The sequence below is a fragment of the Chryseomicrobium sp. FSL W7-1435 genome (genome assembly GCF_038595005.1).
In the GTDB taxonomy this organism is placed as follows: domain Bacteria; phylum Bacillota; class Bacilli; order Bacillales_A; family Planococcaceae; genus Chryseomicrobium.
This window is the reverse complement of sequence record NZ_CP151997.1, coordinates 545186-567617: the sequence shown is the minus strand read 5'-3', so window position 1 is coordinate 567617 and position 22432 is coordinate 545186. Positions and strand designations below refer to the sequence as shown.

27 protein-coding genes are annotated in these 22432 nt (G+C 41.7%); 7 read left to right on the top strand and 20 right to left on the bottom strand.

From position 1 onward, the window contains the following. Positions 1–58: 58 nt before the first annotated feature. Both MKY84_RS03115 and MKY84_RS03110 read right to left on the bottom strand, forming a co-directional pair. Complete coding sequence (locus tag MKY84_RS03115; protein ID WP_342527676.1) at positions 59–1027, bottom strand: MBL fold metallo-hydrolase; 969 nt, start codon at positions 1025–1027, stop codon at positions 59–61. A 108-nt stretch (positions 1028–1135) separates the two neighbouring features. Beyond that, positions 1136–1330 carry a hypothetical protein gene (locus MKY84_RS03110; protein ID WP_342527674.1) on the bottom strand — a complete coding sequence of 65 codons (195 nt, stop codon included), beginning with the start codon at positions 1328–1330 and terminating at the stop codon, positions 1136–1138. Between the two features lie 96 nt (positions 1331–1426). Between MKY84_RS03110 and MKY84_RS03105 the strand changes: the two genes are divergently transcribed. The 3 genes from MKY84_RS03105 to MKY84_RS03095 are packed head-to-tail and all read left to right on the top strand — an operon-like array spanning position 1427 to position 2754. Continuing rightward, positions 1427–1828 (top strand): DUF4362 domain-containing protein, encoded by a 402-nt coding sequence (locus MKY84_RS03105; protein WP_342527673.1) that lies wholly within the window; start codon positions 1427–1429, stop codon positions 1826–1828. Between the two features lie 5 nt (positions 1829–1833). Continuing rightward, positions 1834–2280: a hypothetical protein gene (locus MKY84_RS03100; protein WP_342527672.1), complete on the top strand. Its 447-nt coding sequence runs from the start codon at positions 1834–1836 to the stop codon at positions 2278–2280. 6 nt (positions 2281–2286) lie between these two features. Further along, entirely contained in the window at positions 2287–2754 is a 468-nt protein-coding gene (locus MKY84_RS03095) for an SRPBCC family protein (RefSeq protein WP_342527671.1), read from the top strand. Between the two features lie 7 nt (positions 2755–2761). Here MKY84_RS03095 and MKY84_RS03090 read toward each other — a convergent pair whose 3' ends face one another. The 8 genes from MKY84_RS03090 to MKY84_RS03055 all read right to left on the bottom strand — a co-directional run bounded on the left by MKY84_RS03090 (position 2762) and on the right by MKY84_RS03055 (position 9264). Beyond that, positions 2762–2977, bottom strand: a complete 216-nt coding sequence (locus MKY84_RS03090) for a hypothetical protein (protein WP_342527670.1) — start codon at positions 2975–2977, stop codon at positions 2762–2764. A 346-nt stretch (positions 2978–3323) separates the two neighbouring features. Further along, on the bottom strand, positions 3324–3515 hold the full coding sequence (locus MKY84_RS03085) for a hypothetical protein (RefSeq protein ID WP_342527669.1): 192 nt from the start codon (positions 3513–3515) through the stop codon (positions 3324–3326). Positions 3516–3817: 302 nt separating this feature from the next. Further along, positions 3818–4900, bottom strand: a complete 1083-nt coding sequence (locus tag MKY84_RS03080) for an ISL3 family transposase (RefSeq protein ID WP_342528837.1) — start codon at positions 4898–4900, stop codon at positions 3818–3820. Positions 4901–5267: 367 nt separating this feature from the next. After that, positions 5268–5837, bottom strand: a complete 570-nt coding sequence (locus tag MKY84_RS03075) for an HAD family acid phosphatase (RefSeq protein ID WP_342527668.1) — start codon at positions 5835–5837, stop codon at positions 5268–5270. Positions 5838–5849: 12 nt separating this feature from the next. Next, positions 5850–6944 carry a bifunctional diaminohydroxyphosphoribosylaminopyrimidine deaminase/5-amino-6-(5-phosphoribosylamino)uracil reductase RibD gene (gene ribD, locus MKY84_RS03070; RefSeq protein WP_342527667.1) on the bottom strand — a complete coding sequence of 365 codons (1095 nt, stop codon included), beginning with the start codon at positions 6942–6944 and terminating at the stop codon, positions 5850–5852. After that, a complete protein-coding gene (locus MKY84_RS03065; RefSeq protein WP_342527666.1) occupies positions 6937–7692 on the bottom strand; it encodes a GTP cyclohydrolase II in 756 nt (251 codons plus the stop codon). Before MKY84_RS03065 ends, ribD begins: the two co-directional genes overlap by 8 nt. Positions 7693–7926: 234 nt before the next feature. Then, a complete protein-coding gene (locus MKY84_RS03060) occupies positions 7927–8298 on the bottom strand; it encodes a hypothetical protein (RefSeq protein WP_342527665.1) in 372 nt (123 codons plus the stop codon). A 24-nt stretch (positions 8299–8322) separates the two neighbouring features. After that, positions 8323–9264 carry a sensor domain-containing diguanylate cyclase gene (locus MKY84_RS03055; protein WP_342527664.1) on the bottom strand — a complete coding sequence of 314 codons (942 nt, stop codon included), beginning with the start codon at positions 9262–9264 and terminating at the stop codon, positions 8323–8325. Positions 9265–9443: 179 nt separating this feature from the next. On the opposite strand from MKY84_RS03055, the gene MKY84_RS03050 reads away from it, so the two are divergent. The 3 genes from MKY84_RS03050 to MKY84_RS03040 are packed head-to-tail and all read left to right on the top strand — an operon-like array spanning position 9444 to position 10617. Next, complete coding sequence (locus MKY84_RS03050) at positions 9444–9935, top strand: DUF2975 domain-containing protein (protein WP_342527663.1); 492 nt, start codon at positions 9444–9446, stop codon at positions 9933–9935. 9 nt (positions 9936–9944) lie between these two features. Further along, entirely contained in the window at positions 9945–10175 is a 231-nt protein-coding gene (locus MKY84_RS03045; protein ID WP_342527662.1) for a helix-turn-helix transcriptional regulator, read from the top strand. Next, positions 10156–10617: a DinB family protein gene (locus MKY84_RS03040; RefSeq protein WP_342527660.1), complete on the top strand. Its 462-nt coding sequence runs from the start codon at positions 10156–10158 to the stop codon at positions 10615–10617. The genes MKY84_RS03045 and MKY84_RS03040 overlap by 20 nt, the downstream gene beginning before the upstream one ends. A gap of 349 nt (positions 10618–10966) precedes the next feature. Here the strand turns inward: MKY84_RS03040 and MKY84_RS03035 are convergent, their stop codons facing one another. From MKY84_RS03035 to MKY84_RS03010, 6 genes are all read right to left on the bottom strand, one after another. Next, entirely contained in the window at positions 10967–11980 is a 1014-nt protein-coding gene (locus MKY84_RS03035) for a S66 peptidase family protein (protein WP_342527659.1), read from the bottom strand. Beyond that, a complete protein-coding gene (locus MKY84_RS03030) occupies positions 11977–13083 on the bottom strand; it encodes a DUF2812 domain-containing protein (RefSeq protein WP_342527658.1) in 1107 nt (368 codons plus the stop codon). Before MKY84_RS03030 ends, MKY84_RS03035 begins: the two co-directional genes overlap by 4 nt. 18 nt (positions 13084–13101) lie before the next feature. Then, positions 13102–14190, bottom strand: a complete 1089-nt coding sequence (locus MKY84_RS03025; protein WP_342527657.1) for a DUF2812 domain-containing protein — start codon at positions 14188–14190, stop codon at positions 13102–13104. Then, entirely contained in the window at positions 14187–14510 is a 324-nt protein-coding gene (locus MKY84_RS03020; protein ID WP_342527656.1) for a PadR family transcriptional regulator, read from the bottom strand. Before MKY84_RS03020 ends, MKY84_RS03025 begins: the two co-directional genes overlap by 4 nt. A gap of 117 nt (positions 14511–14627) precedes the next feature. Continuing rightward, positions 14628–15044 (bottom strand): universal stress protein, encoded by a 417-nt coding sequence (locus tag MKY84_RS03015; protein ID WP_342527655.1) that lies wholly within the window; start codon positions 15042–15044, stop codon positions 14628–14630. Between the two features lie 18 nt (positions 15045–15062). Next, a complete protein-coding gene (locus MKY84_RS03010) occupies positions 15063–16526 on the bottom strand; it encodes a SulP family inorganic anion transporter (RefSeq protein ID WP_342527653.1) in 1464 nt (487 codons plus the stop codon). 109 nt (positions 16527–16635) lie between these two features. On the opposite strand from MKY84_RS03010, the gene MKY84_RS03005 reads away from it, so the two are divergent. Further along, entirely contained in the window at positions 16636–17178 is a 543-nt protein-coding gene (locus MKY84_RS03005; protein WP_342527652.1) for a recombinase family protein, read from the top strand. Positions 17179–17207: 29 nt separating this feature from the next. Here the strand turns inward: MKY84_RS03005 and MKY84_RS03000 are convergent, their stop codons facing one another. The 4 genes from MKY84_RS03000 to MKY84_RS02985 form a co-directional block, all read right to left on the bottom strand. Then, positions 17208–18827 carry a Na/Pi cotransporter family protein gene (locus MKY84_RS03000; protein ID WP_342527651.1) on the bottom strand — a complete coding sequence of 540 codons (1620 nt, stop codon included), beginning with the start codon at positions 18825–18827 and terminating at the stop codon, positions 17208–17210. Positions 18828–18974: 147 nt separating this feature from the next. Further along, on the bottom strand, positions 18975–20537 hold the full coding sequence (locus MKY84_RS02995; RefSeq protein ID WP_342526448.1) for an IS1182 family transposase: 1563 nt from the start codon (positions 20535–20537) through the stop codon (positions 18975–18977). A gap of 152 nt (positions 20538–20689) precedes the next feature. Then, a complete protein-coding gene (gene arsC / locus MKY84_RS02990) occupies positions 20690–21112 on the bottom strand; it encodes an arsenate reductase (thioredoxin) (RefSeq protein WP_342527649.1) in 423 nt (140 codons plus the stop codon). Between the two features lie 15 nt (positions 21113–21127). After that, a complete protein-coding gene (locus MKY84_RS02985; RefSeq protein WP_342527648.1) occupies positions 21128–22426 on the bottom strand; it encodes an arsenic transporter in 1299 nt (432 codons plus the stop codon). Positions 22427–22432: the final 6 nt, after the last annotated feature.

Below are 22432 nucleotides of genomic sequence, written 5' to 3'. Positions count from 1 at the left end.
TGGATAATAGAAATATAACGTCTAATAAAACTACTGTGACGATGAAGTCACAACTTTTTTAAGCATACCAGTGTCTTGGCTTAGATTTTTCGGGATTCCACTCTTTATGTGGAGCATGGTATGGAACAGTTGCGACTAGTCGATCTCCATCCCACTTACCCGCACCAGACCGAATCATTTCTTCAATCAAGATTGAGATGAATTGATGGGGTGAGGTGTGAAAAGCATGACGTGCGAAGTCTTGAAACCACCCACAACCCAATAGGTATGATTCTAGTTCTTGCTTATGTAATCCATTCTTAATAATCAAAGTAAATGAAAAAATGCGTTTGCATGCATGCCAAGCAACCTTTTCAGGATGACTCATCCATTTTTCAAGGCGTGCTCTAGCAACATCAATTGCTTCATATGGTTTCTCTATCATTGGCCCATGGCCTGGGTATATTCTCTTCAATTTTAGCTGTGAAATTTTATCAAGGCTCTGCAGAGATTGTTGAAGAGAAGTGACTCCTTCTCTAAAAAGATTGATCCAACCGACATCATCACGGTGCATTAAGTCTCCACTAATAAGTGTTTTTGTTTTTGATTCGTAATAAGATAAATGATTCTGTGTGTGACCAGGCGTATGGAGTGCCACTAAATTCATCCCTTTTGCCTTAATTTCATAATGATCACCTAACTTCCCCTGAACTTTATAGGATTCTACTGGTTGATCAAGCCATTCCGCTGTACATGCTTCAGGATGTCCAGAGTTAATGAGTTCCGCATCCCATTGATGCGCTACTATTTCAGCTCCATACTTCGTTTGAAAATGATGATTCCCCCCAACATGATCGCTGTGAGAATGTGTATTTAAAATCAATAAAATTTCGCTTGGTGAAACACCTACAGATTCAATCAATCTCTCTGTTTCAGCAATGTCACTTCCGAACCCACTATCGATTAAAATAGGATTTTTCTTTTTAATTAAAATCATATTTGCACTAGGAAATGTCCGCTCAAAGAAAATTAGTTCTGTTTTAGCCATATTGCTCTCCATTTCTATTTAAAATCATCAAATTACTGTTGAGGCACTTGTCACTAAGATTATAAGAAATAAATAGGTTAATGTTTAAACAACTTCTTTCTTGTGACCTTATACTTCCCCGTCATTATCCAAATCCTTATTTATGAACGTTTTTTTATCGACTTTATTCCCTGTCTTGTCATTAAAGTATTGACCTACAACCGATTTATTGATGCCCTCCCTGACAGCTGTAAAAATCACAAAATGTAAGACCAAAAGCCCTAAAATCCAAAGAATAATTATACCGAAAATCTGTCCTGCCATTAGCTCTCTCCTTTTACATTGAAGGATTTCCCATAGATGTTAACGAATATAGTACTAAAGATAACTTTAGCATATCTTAATTCAAGGAAGTGTCATATGAAAAAATTTATAGGAGTAGGTATTCTTTCGACCAGTCTACTAATAGACTGCCAATTCGAGAATATCGAGGACGTAGTGGAGAACCAAGGTGGAGGATTTAAGAATGAAGAGTATTTTGAGACATTTGTTGAAAGTATAGAAGCAGGTACCTCTGATCAATTAGATTATATTCGCTATGGGGAAGAAGGAGAAGAAATCGTTACTAAACTTCGATTCGATGGCACTGAAATTGACGTTGGGACATATTTGGGTTGGCGGACCATCGAAAAGTTCACTTGTGCTTCTGCTGAACAACAAGGTATTGAGGAAAGCATTTCTTTCTACCTGAAAGATTGCACCGGAGATGTTACGGGGCATTTAGAATTAGCGTCGTACCCACTGCCTTCTGAGGAGGATTGAGAAGATTGAAATCTATAAGACTCAACAAAGTCGGAATTGCTTTATCTGTAGCGATGCTTGCAACTTTATTTCTAACAAACTATCTGTTTTATTCATTTGCCATGAATACTGCGCTTGTCGCCGCCTTGATTGTTTTGCACTATGCTATGTTCATCCACTATAGGAAGTCTAAAAATATTCTTTCTTATGCTATTTATTTAGGAGTCCTAATTGCCGCTGTTGTACTTACATTGCCAGCTGTCACGACAGGAATGGCCAAAAATGATATTGAAGCGATATACCAAGTGAGAGTGGAAGAATCATGGAGTGAAAGTAGAGATATGAACTCATTTCATCCATTTTCTTCGAATCACGTCTATGTTTTTAAGGCAGTGAACAGTTCAGGAGAGACGGAATGGTTCTCTGCAAATCCGAGAAACGGTACTAATGAAAGAATAGTAAAGGAAGAGTGAACTGAGATGCCTACAATTCACCATGAGATATTCATTCAAGCCCCTATCGCTGTTTGTTTTGATCTTGCACGAAATATCGATGTACATATACAAACTACTGGCACCACTAATGAACGAGCAGTGGCGGGAGTTACGAGTGGTCTCATTGAGAACGGACAAACTGTTACTTGGGAAGCTACCCATCTTGGGGTTCGACAAAAGTTAACAGCTAAAATTATCGATTTGGAAAGACCTTATAGATTCGTAGATACTATGGTAAATGGCGCATTCCACTCGTTTACTCATATACATGAATTTGTAGAAAGTGGGACAGGAACCATTATGAAAGATACCTTTTCATATAAATCCCCTTTAGGTGTTCTAGGCATTATAGCTGATAAATTGTTTTTAGAAAGATATATGCGGGAGTTTATAGTGAACCGTGCTGAAGGATTGAAAAAAATTGCGGAAGAAAATTTAAACAATGATAAATAGAGTTCATCTACATCTCCCCTTGCTTTATCCAAGTCCAAATGCGAAAACTACCGAAAATTGCTACCGCTAGTAATAGCATCAGATATAAAGCCCAGATACCCATTCGGTCAATTTCTCGCAAACCTTCTGCGTTGATTATGATAAAACTTGCTAATCCAATAACCATCAGATATAGAAAGATATTAGGAATAATCCAGGCAACTCTAAATGTGGTATTTTTCATAGTGAATCCTCCAGTAGCTCGGATTAATTAAAAGTCATTGTTAGTGGGGACAGGCATCGCCACAATTCTACCGCGGATTTGATACAGCCACAATTGTTCGGCGTTGCCTCCAATGGTGTCTGTCCCAAATCCAGAATGGTATCGCTGTCTGTCCCCGGAATGAGGAACGGGGCTGCGGCGGGCTGTCGCCCACCTTGCCCCCTCCGCTCAAAAAATCCACTGCATTCCTCTAGTATAGAAAAAGAACCTGTTCTGCCGTAAGACAGATCAGGTTTTGGCATTTCAAGCAGAATGCTATTAATTCAATACTTTATAGGGTTCTTTGTTGTTCTTTTGGTAGTCACACTCAGTCTTCTTCCGGCATATCAGGAAATACGATGGTTTTATCAGCGAATCGAATTTTTGGTCGTAAGGCATATCCGCTTTCAATAAAATCAACTTCATTGTCATTGAATTCGATCAGTGCTATCAAGGAATTGTCATAATCAATCACAGCGATTCTGTTCGTGTTCAAGTAGATATCGTTTCCTTCGTACATCTCTATGTACCAGCCATTATAGCAATTAAAACGTTTCAGACATGTTCACTCCTAAACTTAATTTGTTATAGGATAGCATATTTTTGAAAAATAACAAAGATTTCTTCAGTGTTTTTTCCTTTTAAATCTATAGATGGGTAGATTAACGTTTGCTGACTATCAGTGCTCCAATGTCACTGATCAGCAAATAGGCAATAAGAAACACCCAGTCCTGCTTTCCAAACGGAAGTGTAAAGATAGGTTTACATGTTAAATTAAAGGACTTTTCCAATAAATAGGTTCATCACCATAACTCGTGGTTGCTATTTTGAGCTTCCTAGTTCAAGTTTTAACCTTGTGAAGAAGTTATTCAGATTACGATACCCGAAAGCTCTTCGTTTGATCAGTTTGATCTTATTGTTTGTACCTTCTATTTTCCCGTTAGAGAGAGGCGAGAGTATTGTGTTTTCCATCTCACGTTGACGCACTATCACAGCTTTTGCAATCTTGGCCAGCGGCCCACATGGATGAAACATGAAACGGTCGATCCACTCTTTTAGACGACGAGAAGCTTGTCCAGATGTAGTCGACTTCAATACAAATCGCATATGTTGTAATCCGTAATAGATGTCCTTGATGAACTCGTCTTCGCGAAGGCATGCCCGTGCGACCTCTAAGTCTGCATCGTCTAATTGTTCTGGACGACATGCTAGGGAACGATCTATTGTACGTACGTGATAGTGACGTTTAGTTTCATCCAGAAAACGCCGACGGCGTCGCAGCGCATCCGTAAAAAACTGGATCAGGTGGAAACGATCGAGCACATGGGTCGCATCTGGTATCACAGAATTTGTGGCCTTCGACATGGCTGGCGCAAAGTCACTGACTACTGTTTGAATAGAGCTCTTCACTTGAGAGAGAGCCAAAGAGATTGCAGCTTCATCTCTACCTTCAACTATCGAAAGGACGCACCCGGATTTCGCATCAAGGACCACTGTCGCGTAATGATGACCTTTGCGCGTAGCGAACTCATCGACCAAGACATGCCTTGCGGTTTTAGTCTCCAACTGGCGCGAAGCGTATTGATAGAACCACCTTTCAACGGTCGTGTACGGAACACCATACTCACGCGAGACATCAGAGATTGTCCTACCATGACAACGTTTTGCAATCTCCACTCTATAATGTCTGGTGGAAGAACGAACTAGGCCTAAGCCAAAGTCATGAACAAACGTGATACCACATTCTTTACAGACCTGGCGTGGGACATCTATCTCGATCCAGATCGTCCCTACGCCCCAGGCGTAGGAATGTCTAAAACGGCGACGTTCCTTTGAGTGGCGGACTGTCTGACTTGAACAGACAAGACATGAGACTGGACGGTTCAGCGTAGAAATTCGAAACACGTTTGGTTCGTTGTCGGATGACGGATGAATTGTAAAAAATGATGGAAGTGGAAGGACTAATTTGATAAACTGTTGGGACAAGGCGAAAACTCCTATCGTGGTTTGTCTAGACAACAATTACGATACAGGTGTTTTCGCTTTTTTCTATTTATTTACATAATTAAGCTGTTCAAGTGTCAACCACGACTTATGGTGATGAACCACTTATTTGATGTAATTCCTTTTGTTATATTTCAGAGATGTTTAAGTGATTCGGAGGATACACTATGATATGTTTTTCTACTCTAGATCCTTACTTATTAGCCAAACCAAATAAAAAGCCCCCGGAATAAATCCAGAGGGCCTCGGCCTACTTTTCTAGTTATACCTACCTTGCTTCTAAAATCTGCTGAATATCTGTCCAGTTCACTAGACGTGTGAACGTCAAATCTCGGTTATAGGACTGGTCTTTGAGGATGACTTTGAGATTTTCTTCTTTCATCAACGTATTTACTACATCCGGTTTATCATCAAAATAATAATCTAGATCTAGGCGTTTGATGATTTGTACTTTTTCATCATCTTTCATGCCATAGAAGAAACGCTCATCATGAACCGGGAATCCTTGTGCTTTCATCCACTCTTTTGTTCGCTCCCCATGTTCCTTTGGTCTTGCTGTAATGTAATAAATCTCATGGCCTTGTTGATCAAGCTCTACCAATGTTTCTAAGGCATTTGGGTAAACGGGGCAAGTCGTGTAGTAAATGTCTTCTAAAGACGATTTCCACATCTCGCCGCCTTGTTCGTCTGTCATGTCAAACAACTCATGGATTTCAACGCGCTCGAGCTTCGTGAACTGGTCGAGCGGCACGTTCTTTCCTAGTTTTTGATTGTAGATGTCAAACGCATGCTTGCGCAGATCAATCAATGTATCGTCAATATCGAAACCAAATTTCATGATGTAACTCCTTTACGTAAGATAGACGGGATAACCGCTTATTTTAAAGTCTTTGCCTGTTTTTTCGATTTGAGTGGCGGACAATTCAATGGCTTGATTCATTTTGGCGAAGCCTGTGCCCTCTAAAAACGTAGGTGCATCTTTTCCGCCAATCAGTTTCGGAGCCACATATACCACCACTTTATCAATCAGTTGATGCTCGAGGAAAGACGCGTTGATCGTTCCTCCTCCTTCAAGGAGTACAGAAGAGACGAGGTTCTCACCAAGAATGTCAACGACTTGTTGTACATTGACATGTTCTGAGCTGTCCGTCCGAAACACTTGAACGCCTCGAGACCGCAGTTGTGCTTCTTTCTCAGAATCTGCATTCTGACTTGTGAATACCCACGTTTCCGCTTGTTGATCGACAACTACTTTAGCTGTTAACGGAACGTTCAGGTGGGAATCTATAAGTACTCGGATTGGATTTCGCCCATTCGGAATTCGAGTGGTTAGCTCGGGATCATCTTTTAACACAGTATTCACGCCGACCATAATGGCCCGGTGTTCATTTCGCAAGTGATGGGCATCTCTTCTGGATTCTTCTGAAGTAATCCATTTGCTATCAGATGTATGCGTGGCAATTTTACCGTCTAGCGTAATCCCTGATTTCATAGTAATGAACGGGGTCTTGTGCACGATAAATTTATTGAACACTTCATTCATTTGCTGAGACTGTTCCTCACATACGCCTGTAATGACTTCAATACCTGCTTGCTGCAAGATTTTTACGCCATTCCCTGAAACTACGGGGTTGGGGTCTAATGTGGCAATTACCACTCGTTTGAGTCCAGCTGCAACGATAGCTTCCGCACATGGGCCCGTTCTACCGTGATGCGAACACGGCTCGAGTGTTACGTAGATGGTGCCACCTTTTGCATATTCACCAGCCATGCGGAGAGCATGGATTTCAGCATGCGGTTCCCCCGCTTTTAAATGAGCGCCGACTCCCACAATTCGGTTGTCATTGACAATGATAGCGCCCACTAACGGATTCGGATCTGTCTGTCCTTTCATGGCCTGCGCATTTTTAAGCGCCAGTTCCATGTAAAATGTATGATCAGTCATGGACAGGTGTCCCTTCTTCCTGTATATGACCTGAACGTTTTACTTTTGTCTGCAGGTAGATCTCATTAAACTCGGATAAATCGCCCCATAACGGCTGGCGGTCTGATACTTCTAGACCTGCTTCTTGTAACGCCTGTAATTTTTTCGGGTTATTCGTCATCAGTTTGATCGGTTTTGAGCGAAGTGCCTTCAGCACCTGAATGGCATCACTATAGTTACGTGAATCATCTACAAAACCTAGACTTTCATTGGCATCGACGGTATCGTAGCCATTTTCTTGGAGGATATAGGCCATCGCTTTACTAAAGAGACCAATTCCTCTGCCTTCGTGATTGGCTAGATAGAATAAAGCCCCTGTGCCATGGTCCACAATCATTTTCATCGATTCTTTCAATTGATAGCCACAGTCGCATCGTTTACTACCAAAGATATCTCCTGTATGACAAATCGAATGCATGCGGATGATGGCGTCTTCTCCATTAGCAAAGTCTCCATAGGCTAGGACGCTTGATTGTTGCAGTTCAGCTAAATTGGAAGAAGATAGTTTTTCAATGATGCGATTTACATCGTCTGTCACTTCATCACAGTTCAACCAGCAATACCACTGAAATACAACGGTTTCCCCGTATAGATTCACAGGAAGGCGAATCGGGCCTACTAAGTAAATAGCTCCTTCCTCTCTATGGATGAATTGAATTTTTTCTTGTAGTGCCGTAATTACTTTTGAGTCTAATTTTTCTTGTATCATCTTAACCACTCCTGCTTAAGTTCTGAATTTTGAATGAGTTTTCATCATTCTATCATGTAGGATAAAAAATCAGTGAGGAAAAGAACTCGGAAATTAAAATTGCCAGTAGAACTGGTGAGATGGTCTATTTCTGATACTTCAGAGGATTAACATAGGAAACAATTTTTCAGTTATACGCCGTAATTCAAAAACCCATCTACCTCAATTCGAGATGGATGGGTTTCGTTTAGATGATTACTGATGAGCCTTTGCCACTTCACGAGCAAAGACCTCAAGATGCTCTGTAATACCTCGTTCAAGAGTAGGAATTTCTAGTGGATCTTCTACTAAGACACCGTCCACTTCATTCTTTAAAAGCTTGGCAACATTCCAACGAGGAAACTTCGCTGTCGGGTTGTCTCCTTTTTCAAAGAAGAAAAAGAACTTGTCCCGCCATAGGAGCTTCATCAAAGTAGGTGTTGGCTTATAGGATAAGAAAGCCTCGTCTTTTGTAGCCATGGTGATCATCTGATTATATAGATCATGGTCACCTTGATAGTAGACTTGGATCTTGTAGGAACCTTTTTGTTCTTCAAATACCGTCTTAAATTGGTTAGGCTGCTTCATAAAACTAGCTCCTTCTTCTAACTTTTAACAGCAATAGTAGCGGTTCTTACCAGCCGCTTTTGCCTTGTAAAGTGCTTGATCCGCCTGGCGAAGCAACTCCGTTAACAGAATTGGTTCCGAAGCATCGTATAGTACTATACCTACACTCGTCGACAGTTGCTCATCTTGCTTCCACTCACTCATCGACTGTAAGAGCTCATTTGCCAGTTGGTCAATAGCCTCTTCTGCTAATTTACCTGATAGATGGACGATGAACTCATCTCCACCTAGTCGCACCGCAAAGGTTTGGGATTGGTTCATCACGAAGTGACGAAGTCGATTTCCCACTTCTTTTAGTACTTCATCTCCACGGTCATGACCGAATGTATCGTTAACCTTCTTGAAGCCATCAAGGTCTAAGAAAAACAAACTTCCTGTAGTAAGTTTCTCCGTTTCGAAAAATCTCATAAGATAATGACGATTGTAGAGGTCCGTCAATGGATCTCTATACGCGCGGCGCTCCAGTTCTAAATAATAGGAAAACATCCGAACAATTCGCTGCAATAATTCAATTGTATGATCATCATACTCACTTGCTTGGCTATCTACTACACAGAGAGTACCAAACCGTTCTCCATTAAGCTTAGCAATCGGCAACCCTAGATAGGATTTGATGTTTACATCCAATAGTAAGTTCCTAAGGGGTAACGATTCTGTATGGACTTCTACATCAGGATATACTAAAGGCTGCATTTTGTTAAAATTGATTCGGTGACAGACGGAATTTTCTAATGGTATATCCATTCCTTCTGAGATAGCAATATCTTCACGTTCCTCGGACACTCTTAGGACAAGTTGTTTTGATGCACTAAAAGACGTCAAATAGATTAATTTGTCAGGCAGGATTTCTTTAGCTAGATCCAAAACATCTTCCGCTAGCTCATCGAAGTTTTGATACAGACGAAATTCTTGGTCTACTGAGTTCATACTGGACCTCCGTTCAACAAAAAGTATACTTCTAGTATAACGTATCGGGAATTTATTAGGGACAGAAAGAACTTATTGTTTGCGCACTATAAATTGTTGATAATTAATATATATTTATTGATAAACGATAAGTTTTCATGTATTCTAAATTTAATTCAAAGAAGAAAGGAGCAAATTTAGTGAAAAAAGGAACTACATTCTTCTTAAAAATCGCTCTTCTTGTGATTGCTTTGCCTGTTGCTGTCATCTGTTTTTATGCAATGCCACTACTAGCGATCGAGGCCTTCAGCTATATGAATGACGAAAACACATTGCCTTTTATTATGCTCGGACTTGTAGCAGCTGCTTTACTTTCCGCTATTCCTTATTACTCTGCCCTTTTTCAAGCATACAAACTACTTCGGTTGATCGAGACAAATGCAGCCTTTTCTGATGCATCTGTTCGAGCTCTTAAGAAAATTAAGCGCTCTGGTCTATGGATCAGTTTTTTATTTACGCTCGCATTACCACTAATTTTCATGGTAGCTCAGTGGGATGATGCTCCTGGTTTAGTTCTAATCGGAATGGTCATTGTAGGTGCTTCCGTAGTAGTTGCGGTTTTTGCAGCCGTACTAGAAGCCTTGTTGCAAGAGGCCATCACGTATAAACTAGAGAACGAATTAACGATTTGAGGTGAGAGGATGCCCATCATCATTCATATTGATGTGATGTTAGCCAAGCGCAAGATGAGTGTTACAGAACTTACAGAGAAAGTCGGCATCACGATGGCCAATCTCTCCGTTTTGAAAAACGGCAAAGCCAAAGCTGTTCGGTTCTCAACTTTGGAAGCTATCTGCAAAGCACTTGATTGCCAACCTGGTGATATTTTGGAGTATGTACAGGAGGAAGATGATGATACGACAACTAGTTGAGTACAATTGGCAAGTCCGCGCAGATTGGATGAAGTGGTGTGAAGAGTTGCCCTACGAGGAACTGATTAAAGAGCGTTCGGGAGGCATGAAGACTATTCTTCATAACCTCTATCATGTAGTTTACTGCGAGCATATCTGGGTCAGCCAGTTACTTAGTATAGACGTGAACTTACAACCTATCGAGAAAATCCAAACACTTCAGCACGTTCGGGAGTTTGAAGAATTGACTAAAGAACGTACTTTATTATGGTTTGACCAAGAGGCTTCTTTTAGAGAAGCTGTGCTTGATTTACGAGGTCGACAGTTCTCCCATACTAAAGTAATGATGCACATTGCCACTCATGAAGTTCATCACATCGGGCAATTGTCGGTGTGGTCGCGTGAAATTGGGCGAGTCCCTGTAAATTGTGACCTTCTTCCACGTGATGTAGAGTTCATCTGACCAAAAATGAGTGACATTCCATCTGATGTGGAATGTCACTCTTTCACTTAGTTAAATAACGAATTATACATGGCAAAACTCATAATCAGAAATAATACAGCAAGCACAATGCCGCCAAGAATTTTCCCGCCACGATTTGGTCGATTTTCAGGTTGTTTGTCCATCAGGTCAACCCCCACTCTTCAGTATCTAATATAAGTATACACTGATGTATGGGATAGGTAAAATCAGAACTTGCTGGTAATCCCTTAGTTCGTGGCTATTTTATGGCGAGGGATTACACACAATGGGCTTGTTATCTGATAAGCAATTTTGAAGGGCTTCCTAGAATAGGCAAAGTCGTAACATATTATTTAAACGTCTGCACCACAGTTCCCTTACCATCAGCCACTTGAACCACTGCATGCGCTCCATTGATCAGCGTGACTTGTGGAGGCACATGGCCACAATCAACATCGTAGACTATTTGAATTTGTAGCTCTTCTGTAAGTTCCTTATAAACATCCTCAATTGTATAGTTTTCAACTGGTAGATTTGCCGGACTCCTTCCAAACAAAATTCCTGATGTATTGTCAAACCACCCGGCAAGCTTCATCTGTACAAGTGCACGGCGCATATCCGTCGACTTCATAGCATAGTTCTCAAAATACCAAAGGATAGGTTCATCATGTAAAAACGTTTTTTGGAAAGTCGGAACATTGGCAAACGGTGTCCCGACAACGTTTCGAATGATATCGATACATCCGCCCAACAAGCGACCTTCCATACTGAGACCTTCTCCCGATGCCGTCTTCCATTTTGTCGGTTCAGTTAAGTTATATACGCAAGGTGTGGGATTTACATGATCCCACTCGTTTTGATACTTTTCAGATGACCGCTGCTCGACGCTCTCCCCTTGCTTTGTCATCAATACTTGCTTCCACATAGCTGTCGTCTGGTCCGAATATTCGCCTCGTAAATCGACAAGATTCACACCATGCGCGGTAGCCATCCCTGTTTTAAGAGTCATCGCAAATAAGAGGAGACTAGTATCCGAGTAGCCCATTACCCACTTTGCAGGTAGTGTATCAAAGTCAAGATGCTCGAGAATCTCAATGAGCAGCTCGCCTCCCCAAGGCGGTAAAATCATATCGATTTCAGGGTTGTGCATCATCGACGTAAACTCTGCTGCACGTTCTCTAGCCGGTGCTGACTTTGCTTTGTCTTGCGCCCACGCTGTATCTCCCGTAACAAGAACGTGCCCTTCTCTCTTAAATCGTTCTTTAGCGGAAAATAGGAGATGATGTAGTGATTCTTCAACCCCAGACGAAGGAGCTGTCACACCGATTGTCGCATTTTGTAGAAGCTGCGGGTACTTGATCACTCGAATTCCTCCTTTAAATTTCTTCTAAATTGAAAGTAGCTTTTGACAACCTTCACGAGCAATAGCACCCAAGAGACTGTAAGGATTTGAAGCACTCCATGTGATAAAGGCAGCGTGTTATGCTCTTCATTTGGAATTGTAAATATATCTGGGGACAGTCCGAATACCGGCACCGCTAATAGAAGTAGAATCATTCCTATATGAAAGTGATACGTTCTTCTGAAGCGTTTTAGACGTTCTTGGTAGACATACGTGATTGCTGGTTTCGTATCTTGTACATCATACGGCTGTGACCAAATTGTATAGCCGAAGTATCCGAGTGTAGAAGTATGGTGAAGCTGCCAACCCATTTCTTTATAAGCCGAAAAGTAAGCACTATTTACAGAGTAATTAAATTCACATTCGTATGCACGACGGTGTGGATTTTTCTGCTCGAACATGAATCCAATTGGCCAAACCGATTTAATAACAAGACCTTGTTCAGCAAGTTCCTCTAACCAATCTTTTGTTCTCTGAAGATCGTAGATCCATCCAACACGAAATTTAAATACGGTTTCTCCTGTAGAAACAGCAATAAATTCCTCGCTACCCATCTCTTTCTTTTGAAAGTCCGCTTGTTCAAATTGAAGTTTCACTACCCAAATGAGAGCGAGCACATTAACAATTAACAATAGAATAGGAATCGTCTGTGACTCTTCTCCAAAAAATGGGGCAGGATAAGTAATTGCATTTATTACTAATTGCGACGTCAATAAGTAGAAAAACAACACTGCACCTAAAATCTGAAAATGAAGGGAATTACGGTTAAAGAGCTTGTCTCGGACTGGGAAAAGCTTTGGTTCTTCAGCAGCTAAAATAGACCAATCCCTTTTTGCGACCCGCTGTTCCCATCCCTCTTTCTCTAAACGAGGTAAGCTTTGTTGGACCTTTTTATCTTTGACAATGCGATAGACCGTTGGAGCAGGTTCACATTGTTCAAATGTAAACTGTCGCGTTACGAAGTTGATCGTCTTGAGTTGCCAGCCTTCCATGGCTTGATTATGAAGCCATTCTTCAGTAGTTCCGATCTGGTAACTCCAAAACGGACGAAATGCTTTTTTCATGCGAACTCCCCCTGCTCGTCAATCTGCTAACAATTGATTTTTTTGAACAAAATAGCCTTTTGTAATCTTCCATGTCTGCCAAATCCACACTATTAAAAATATGAAAAGAAGAATTTGTATCATACTCATATAAGAGAATTCGAACCAAGGCACCTCAATAATACGGTTAATAAACAAATTAAAGACCATAAGCAGAATTAAATAGACACTGATTCCTAAATGAAAACGATAGGCTCTTTTTAAATTCTGAAGTCTTTCTTCTTTCATGTAAGAAATCAAAGGCTTCTCCTCTTCATGGTCATAAGCCATCGACCAAATCGCGTAATGCATAAAACTGATTTTTGTACTAAAATGCAAGTGCCAGCCCATCTCTTTAAAAGTAGAGAAGAATGGCGATTTCACTTTGTATTCAAACGTGCACTGATAGGAGCGAAGTTCAGGTTCTTGTTCTACAAAAACGAAAATAACAGAATAGACTTTTGAAAGAATAAGTCCTTCGCTCGCTTTTCGTTCAAGACGCTTCTCCATCTTTGGAAGGTCATAAAACCATCCTAGATAAATCCGGTAATGTTTCTTCTGGCCACGAACCGTATCTGCTCCCATTCCCATCTCCCTTTTTTGAAAGGCAAGGTGTTTCCAGATTAAATAGGAGAAAGTAATGAGAAGAATCACATCTAAAATCAAGATGGTTAATGGCATCCATCCCAAAAAGCTCTTTCTAACTACTATGCCCGCTATAAAAATTGGAGACGTTGTTACTAAGTGCATCCAAACTAAAAATATCCACACGTATAAATGGCGTTGTGTACGTTGGAGCAACTCGTCACGTATCGGATACAACGAAGGCTCTTCAGCCGACAAAATCGTCCACTCTTTCTCCTGGACATCAGCCGTCCATCCTTGTTCCTCTAAGCGAGATAGGCCTAAATTGGTCTTTTTATTTCGGTTGAGTCGGTAAATGCGCTGGGAAGGTTGATTCTGTTCAAATGTAAACACGTGTGTCCATCGATTCATTGCCACTAAATGTTGTCCTTCTGACGCTTTTTCAGAGAGCCAGTTCTCGGTCTGCTCAATTCGGTAACTCCAAAACGGACGAAATGCTTTCATTCGAACTCCCCCTTATACCGTTCTTTGTTGGCGTGCAATTCATCCAGTCGGTCGAATTCTAATTGAAGGACCTGCTTGCCGATATCTGTAATTTCATAAATCGTTTTGCGCTTTTCATCTGCATAGACGGTAATCATGTCATCATCTTGCATTTTCGTCAGCGTCCCGTAGATCGTTCCGGACCCGATTTTTAACCTGTTCGAGGTCATCTCTTCCACTTGTTTGATAATCCCGTAACCATGCCTCGGCTCAGTTAAGGCAAGCAAAATATAAAATGCAGACTCAGTCATAGGCAAATATCGTTTCACCCTTTTATCCATTTTCTAGCCTACTTTCACTATATCGTAGCTCGACTATATCACGACGTGACATATCGAGCAACCTATTTTTGTAAAATAAGTAAAACAAAAAAGGAGCCCGTTATCGGACTCCTTAACTTATTTCACCACTAAAACAGGTGCTTTCACTCGCTTAACAACTTTGTGGCTTACACTTCCTAATACCATTTCTTGAAGGGAGTTCAAGCCACGACTCCCAATAATCACTAAATCGACAGCTTGACTGTTCACGTAATCCACGATGATCGGCCCTGGATCTCCGTGCAATAGCTTTACATTGTAAGTTACTTTTTCAGATAAGAATAATTCTTCAATGACCCGCACTTTTTGGCGTCTTTCATAATCCAACGCTTCTCGACTTTGTGCATGGAGAATGTCTTGTTTGGCTTTTGCAAAATCTGCAACTAGTACAATTTCAATTAGTTGTGCACCTTGCTTCGCAAATAGAAGAGCATGTTGTGCAGCTCTAATAGAATTCTCTGAACCATCTGCTGCTAATACTATATGTTTATACATAAACATTCTCCCCTTTGTTTAATGGACCGATACTTTCGTGTTTTCTTGATTGTATATGGCTAACTTTTCAACTATCTTTTTACTGGATGCATTGAGTCCGATTAAAATTACTTCGTTTTGATTCTGCCGCAGCTTTAGAATAATTTTATCAATAGCTCCTACAGCTGAATCGTCCCAAACGTGAGACTCAGAAAAATCAAGATAAATAGTACTTTCGCGTTCTGTTAAATCAATTCCTGCTATGAAGTCTTCAACTGAGGCAAAAAATAGTTGTCCTTGAACCTTATAATGTACACCTTCTCTAGTTAGTGCTTTTTCAACTTTCAATTTTGAGATGTTTGCGACGAAGAAAATGGCACTGAGTAGAACTCCAGCTAAAACACCTTTTGATAGGTCATGTGTGATGACCACGATACTGACTGTGGCAACCATAACAATTGCATCTGTACGAGGGGCCTTCTTCAGATAGGTGAATGAACCCCAATCAAATGTCCCGATAGATACCATAATCATGATTCCCACTAATACTGGCATAGGGATCTGAACCACCAGATCTCCCAGCACGATGATCAAGAACATTAAAAGAGCTCCCGCTATGAATGTCGAAAGTCTACCACGCCCGCCACTTTTCACATTGATGACAGACTGTCCAATCATTGCACAGCCCGCCATGCCTCCAAAGAAACCAGTTACAAAGTTGGCAATCCCTTGTCCACGTGACTCTCTATTCTTATCGCTTCCCGTATCGGTCATGTCATCGACGATTTGAGATGTCAAAAGAGACTCTAACAGACCCACAATTGAAAGTGCGAGTGCATACGGGAAAATGATTTGAAGTGTTTCAAATGTATACGGGACATCTGGAATAAAGAAACTTGGCAGTGTCTGAGAAATGTTCCCGAGATCACCTACTGTTCGCAGCTCGATACCCGAAAAAATAACGAGGGCAGTCAAAGCAACGATAGCAATCAAGGGTGCTGGAATCGCTGTAAAGAATCGCGGTAAAATGTATACAATTGCTAGCGTCACGGCGACAAATACATACGTCATTGTACTGATTCCTAAAAAATGCGGTACTTGTGCCATAAAAATCAAGATAGCGAGTGCATTGACGAAGCCAATCATAACGGCTCTTGGGATAAAGCGCATCAGCTTGGCGACTTTGAATACCCCAAAGAAAATTTGAATAACACCTGTCAGGATAGTGGCTGCTAGTAAATAGTCTAGTCCGTAATCTCGTACAAGCGGTACCATCAATAAAGCCATGGCCCCTGTAGCTGCCGAAATCATCCCCGGTCTGCCCCCGACAAATGCGATAATCACTGCTATACTAAAAGATGCATAGAGCCCAACCATCGGGTCTACACCTGCTATTATCGAAAAGGCGATAGCTTCTGGAATGAGGGCAAGCGCCACAACAATTCCAGCTAATATATCGGCTCGGATATTTCCGAACCATTCTTGTTTTAGTTTTGTAATCAATCTCTACACCTCTTCAAGTTTCAAATGCTTGCATCAGTGTAGCACTTAAAGTTCCAAAAAGGAACCCTTTTGGACCAAAATTAATACGTTCCCTGAGAGGATGACTCATATGAAATACGGCTATATCCGCACCATTCCTGGTGAACAGGACACCTCGCATCAGTTTACCTTACTTTCTACTATCGAGCTTGATCAACTTTTCACCGAGCAATCGTACCGGCTCAATGATCAATTGGCTGAAATGATTGATCTTTTAAAAGAAGGTGATCACGTGTATACAAGTTCGTTGACTACGTTCGCACAGTCCCTTAATCAATTACGGGCTTTACTAGAGACGTTCACGAAAAAAAAGGTCTCTCTTCATTTTGTCTCGGAAAATATTCAGATTGATAAGCCCCTTTCCCAGTCATTCAGCGAACTTATCCACGTCCTCGCTCTCTTTCAGTCAGAATCCACAAGCCTCATGACGAAAGTGGCAATGGAGGAAGCAAAAGAACGTGGTGTCACCACGGGCCGTCCACGAAAAAAAGATGCCAATGTCAACCGCGCAATCGAGCTCTATACAAGTGGTGACTACACATTGAAACAAATCAAGGAAATAACCAATATCAGCAAATCAACGTTGTATCGCTACTTAAATGAAGACTATTAAAAATAGAGAGGCCGCGGCCTCTCTTTTGCTTATCCTTCTAATACAGTTTCCGCAATATTGACAGAATGATCACCAATTCGCTCTAAGTTACTGACAATATCGGTAAAGACGATTCCTGCCGCGCCCGTGCATGCACCTTCGTTGACACGTACAATATGATTCTTACGAAGTACACGTTCCATGCGGTCGATTTCATTCTCTTTTTCGACAACACCGCGTGCTTCTTCCTTACTATGAATCTCGATTGAACGTACAGACTGGCGGAATGTCGTACGTACCAATTCGAACATTTCTTCGATTTCAGCATCTGCCACTTCTGTGAAATCAAGTTTCTTAGACTTCTTATAATCCGTCAATTCCATAATGTTTTCCATATGGTCCCCGATTCGTTCAATATCCCGAATCGTATTAAGTAAAACTTGATGAAGCTCAGAATCCTGCTTAGAAAGCGGTTGAGATGAGAGTTTGATTAGATAATCTGAGATGGTCTGGTCTAAATTGTTAATCGCCAACTCGTATTGCACGATATAATCTCGGTGAGACGTCTTTTTCGTCTTGAAATAAGCAATCGTCTCTTCGAGTCCCTGCTCAGCAAGTTCTGCCATGCGAAGTACCTCTTTTTGAGCCTGACCTACGGCTACAGATGGAGACTGGGCAATAAACTTATCATCCAGGTGCTCTACTTTATGACTGACCAACTTCTGTTCACCTGGGATGGCCTTCACTACTATCCACGCTAAAACGGCTACAAACGGTAACTGAATCAAGGCATTGGAGATATTGAAAATACCATGTGCAAAAGCAATCGTCATTTCTGGGTTTAGATCTAATCGACCTTGTAAAAATTGCACGAGTGCTGTAAATGGACTTAACAAAATCAAGACAATGATGGTTCCAATCACGTTAAAGATCACGTGAACGAGAGCTGCACGTTTCGCTGTAATGGATGCGCCAAGTGCCGCAAGAACTGCAGTGATTGTTGTTCCAATGTTATCTCCAAACAAAACTGGAAGAGCCGCATCTAGTGTCATCGCTCCTTGAGCAAACAACGTCTGCAAAAGACCAATGGCTGCTGAAGAACTCTGAACCGCTACAGTAAAGACTGTTCCGACTAGCACTCCAAGAAATGGGTTATTACTCATTGAAACGGTTAAATCTTGGAAGACTTGTGCATCACGAAGTGGATACAGTCCGTCACTCATGAAGTTCAGACCCAAGAACAAGGCTCCAAATCCTAATATAGCACGCCCTACATTCCGTACTTTTTCAGACTTCACAAAGAATATCAAGAAGCTTCCTAGAGCTACAATCGGCAAAGCATACTCAGAAATGTTGATTCCTATAATGAATGCCGTCGCTGTCGTCCCGATGTTTGCCCCGATAATGACCCCAATCGCTTGACGCAATGTCATAAATCCGGCATTTACAAGACCAATTGTAAGGACAGTTGTGCCCGTACTAGTTTGTAGTAAAATCGTTACGAAGATACCAGCTAACATCCCTTTTACCGGATTCGTCGTGAAACGATCTAACATATTGCGTAACCCGTCTCCAGCAATCTTTTGAAGATTGTCCCCTAGAAATTTAATTCCGAATAGGAAAATCCCAAGACCACCTAAAAAATAAAATATCAACTCTTGCGTACTCATTTCCGCCTCCTAAAGATAAGTTTTTACTTATATTTACAGCAAATGGAAAGAGGCTGGGACAAAACATAGCCGATAATATAAAAAATGACCATCGAGATTGATTGATGGTCATTTTTTATGGGTTTTTCTAGTATGCGGCCAGAGTTTCTACACTCTGGCCGCATATTTTCTCAAGTTCACCGCCATAAGTGCCAATCCGATATCGTTCTCGACCTTTGGTCGAGTGCGAACGGAGGCACGAGTGAAACCCAAATTAGCTTTCAAGAATCCAAAAACTGGTTCCACGTCCGTCTTGCGACGGCGATAGATAGACCCGGTCTTTTCTTCTGAAAGCTTGGTTCTCACATATTCTTTTTGTTCTTCCCAGGTGACATTCACAGACATCGTGCGATTGGTTCCCTCGTGTGCCTTTGTACACTGTGATCGGAATGGACAACCGCCACAGTCTTCCGCTCGATATACTTTAAACTGGCGTTCGAAACCAGTCTTGTCTCTGCGTACGCTCAAATGGGAGAAGTTAAGACGTTTAGAGTTAGGGCATTCATAGGAATCCGTTGTTTCGTCATAGGTCCAATTCGCTGTCTGGAATGGGTTGTTTTTATAGGCCTTCTTCTGTTCTCGAAGATACTGACCATAAGTGATGAGTGGTGTCTTTTGGCGTTTCACTAGGATGTCGTTATAGTTCGGCTCGCTGCCATAACCCGCATCCGCCACGATATGTTCAGGAAGTTCGAAGAAATCATCTTCAATTTTGTCTAGGAAAGGAACCATCGTCTTCGAGTCACTTGGATTTGGGAATACTGCATAAGCCAGAGTATATTGATTTTCTGTTGCGATCTGTAAGTTGTAGCCAGGTTTCAATTGACCGTTCCTCATATAATCATCTTTCATCCGCATGAACGTGGCATCCTTGTCAGTCTTGGAATAACTGTTTCGCTCACCCATGATCCCCAGGTCGATCTCATAACGATGTTTTCGGACAAGCATGTCCTTGATCAGTTTTAGTAGCTTCTTTGGTTCTTTTCGTTCTGATCGTATCTTCTTTCGTTTAGCCACGTCTTCGGTGGACTCGATCTGCGCCGTCTTCTCGTGGACATGCTCTTCGAGCTTGTCCGCCATCAAGGACATCTGTTCAGCCGTGAGACCTTCCTCGACCTCTAGAGCAGGCATGATGTTGGCTTTGAAAAGTTCTTCATACATCTGCTTGGATTTCTCAGTCAGGCTTGTCAGATATTTTTCTACGGCTCGTTTCCAGACGAATGTGAACTTGTTTGCGTCCGCCTCGATCTTGGTCCCATCAATGAAGATCGCATCTTGATCGATCAGGTCTTCTGCCACAAGACGATTGCGGAACTGGATGAAACATTCTTTGATGAGTGCGTTCATTGCGGGTTGTACACGGAAACGGTTGATCGTACGATAACTGGGTTGTTGTCCTTGGGCAAGCCACATGATTCTTAGGCTGTCCTTTGTCAGGTCTTCGATCTTGCGACCGGAGAATGTGGATTGGGTGTATGCACAGAGAATGATCTTCAACATCATCTTTGGGTGATAAGCTGGACAACCATTGTCACGTCGAAATTCGTGGAAGGCTTCATCGGGGATAGTCTCGACCAGACGGTCGATAGAGAAGGCGATATCATCTTTTGATAACTTCATCTCGATATCTAGAGGTAACACTAGTTGATTCATGTTATAATTTTTAAACATAAGGACACTTCTTTCGATTTGGATTTTGTTGTGGTGACTCAATTCTATCAGAAGTTGTCCTTATTTTTGTACACAAAAAAGCGCGCACAGCAGAATTTTCTGCCGTGCGCGTTTTTCAATTAGAGTCTAGGTTTTGTCCCAGCCTCTGATGTTTAGTTTCCTGTCTTCGCAAACTCTTCAATGCGCTTGCCTATTGCGTCACGCACATCTTGGAAAACCGCCCATACTTCTTCGTCTGTTCCAGTCGCTTTCGCTGGATCAGGAAAGCCCCAGTGCTCACGACGAACAGAAGGTGGAGTAAGCGGGCACTTGTCTGCTGCGTCCCCGCATAGTGTAACAGCAATTGTTGCGCGGTTCAACAAATCTGAGTCAATGATATCTGAAGTATGTGTCGAAATATCAACACCCACCTCTTCCATCGCTTTGATTGCCTTAGGATTGACACCGTGTGCTTCAATACCTGCACTGTACACTTCCCACTCATTGCTATCTAAGTATTTCTTTGCCCATCCGTCTGCCATTTGGCTGCGGCATGAGTTCCCTGTACATAAAAAGTAGATGATTTTCTTTTCCATTCTAGGCACTCCTTTTTAGTAGATAATCAATAACCAAATATAAAGTCCAACCAATGTGATAAATAGCGTTGGAATCGTCAGGATAATCCCGACTTTGAAGTAAGTTGCCCATGAGATTTTTACACCTTTTAAGCTCAATACGTGCAACCATAATAATGTTGCAAGTGATCCGATTGGTGTGATCTTCGGACCTAGGTCAGAACCGATAACATTGGCATAAATCAACGCTTCGCGCACAATACCTGTCGTATTCGTATCGGCAATCGCCAAAGCATCAATCATAACCGTTGGCATATTGTTCATCACAGAAGATAAGATGGCTGCAATAAAGCCCATCCCAATTGTTGCTGCAAAAAGACCTTGATCGGCTGTCCACTGAATCACATCAGTTAATACAGATGTTAGACCCGCGTTGCGTAAGCCGTAAACAACCACGTACATCCCAATGGAGAAGAATACGATAGCCCACGGTGCACCTTTTACAACTGCTTTTGTGTGTACGGCCGGGCTACGACGAGCCAATATCAGGAAAACGATAGCTACAGTTCCTGCAATAAATGATACCGGAATGTGTAGTGGCTCACTAGCGAAGTAGCCTACTAATAGAACGGCAAGCACTACCCATGAGATTCGGAACATCCGGTTGTCTTTGATAGCTTCAACTGGCTGTTTAAGGTCTGAAACGTTATAGTTCTTCGGTAAATCTTTTCGGAAGAATAAGTAAAGAACTAAAATACTTGCACCCAATGAGAAAAAGTTCGGCACGATCATTCGACTTGCATATTCAAGAAATCCGATTCCAAAAAAGTCTGCCGATACAATGTTCACTAAGTTACTGATGACAAGCGGCAGAGACGTTGTGTCTGCAATGAACCCACTCGCCATAATGAATGGGAAAATCATCTTCTCTTCGAATTTTAAGTTGCGGACCATTGCCAGAACGATTGGTGTCAGGATAAGTGCCGCTCCGTCATTCGCAAATAAGGCCGCCACTACAGCACCTAGCAGAATGACATAAATGAACATCCGCAGACCATTTCCTCCTGCGATGCGGGCCATATGTAATGCCGCCCATTCAAAAAATCCGATTTCATCTAAAATAAGGGAAATTAAGATGAGGGCTACAAATGTAAGAGTGGCATTCCACACAATGGCAGTTACATCTTGCACGTCGCCAAAGTCGACAACGCCAACTAGTAAAGCAAGGATGGCACCAGCAGTTGCTGACCATCCGATTGACAACCCTCTAGGCTGCCAAATAACAAAAAGCAGCGTCACCAAAAAGATGAGCGCTGCTGCAATGGCTAAAAACACGGACTG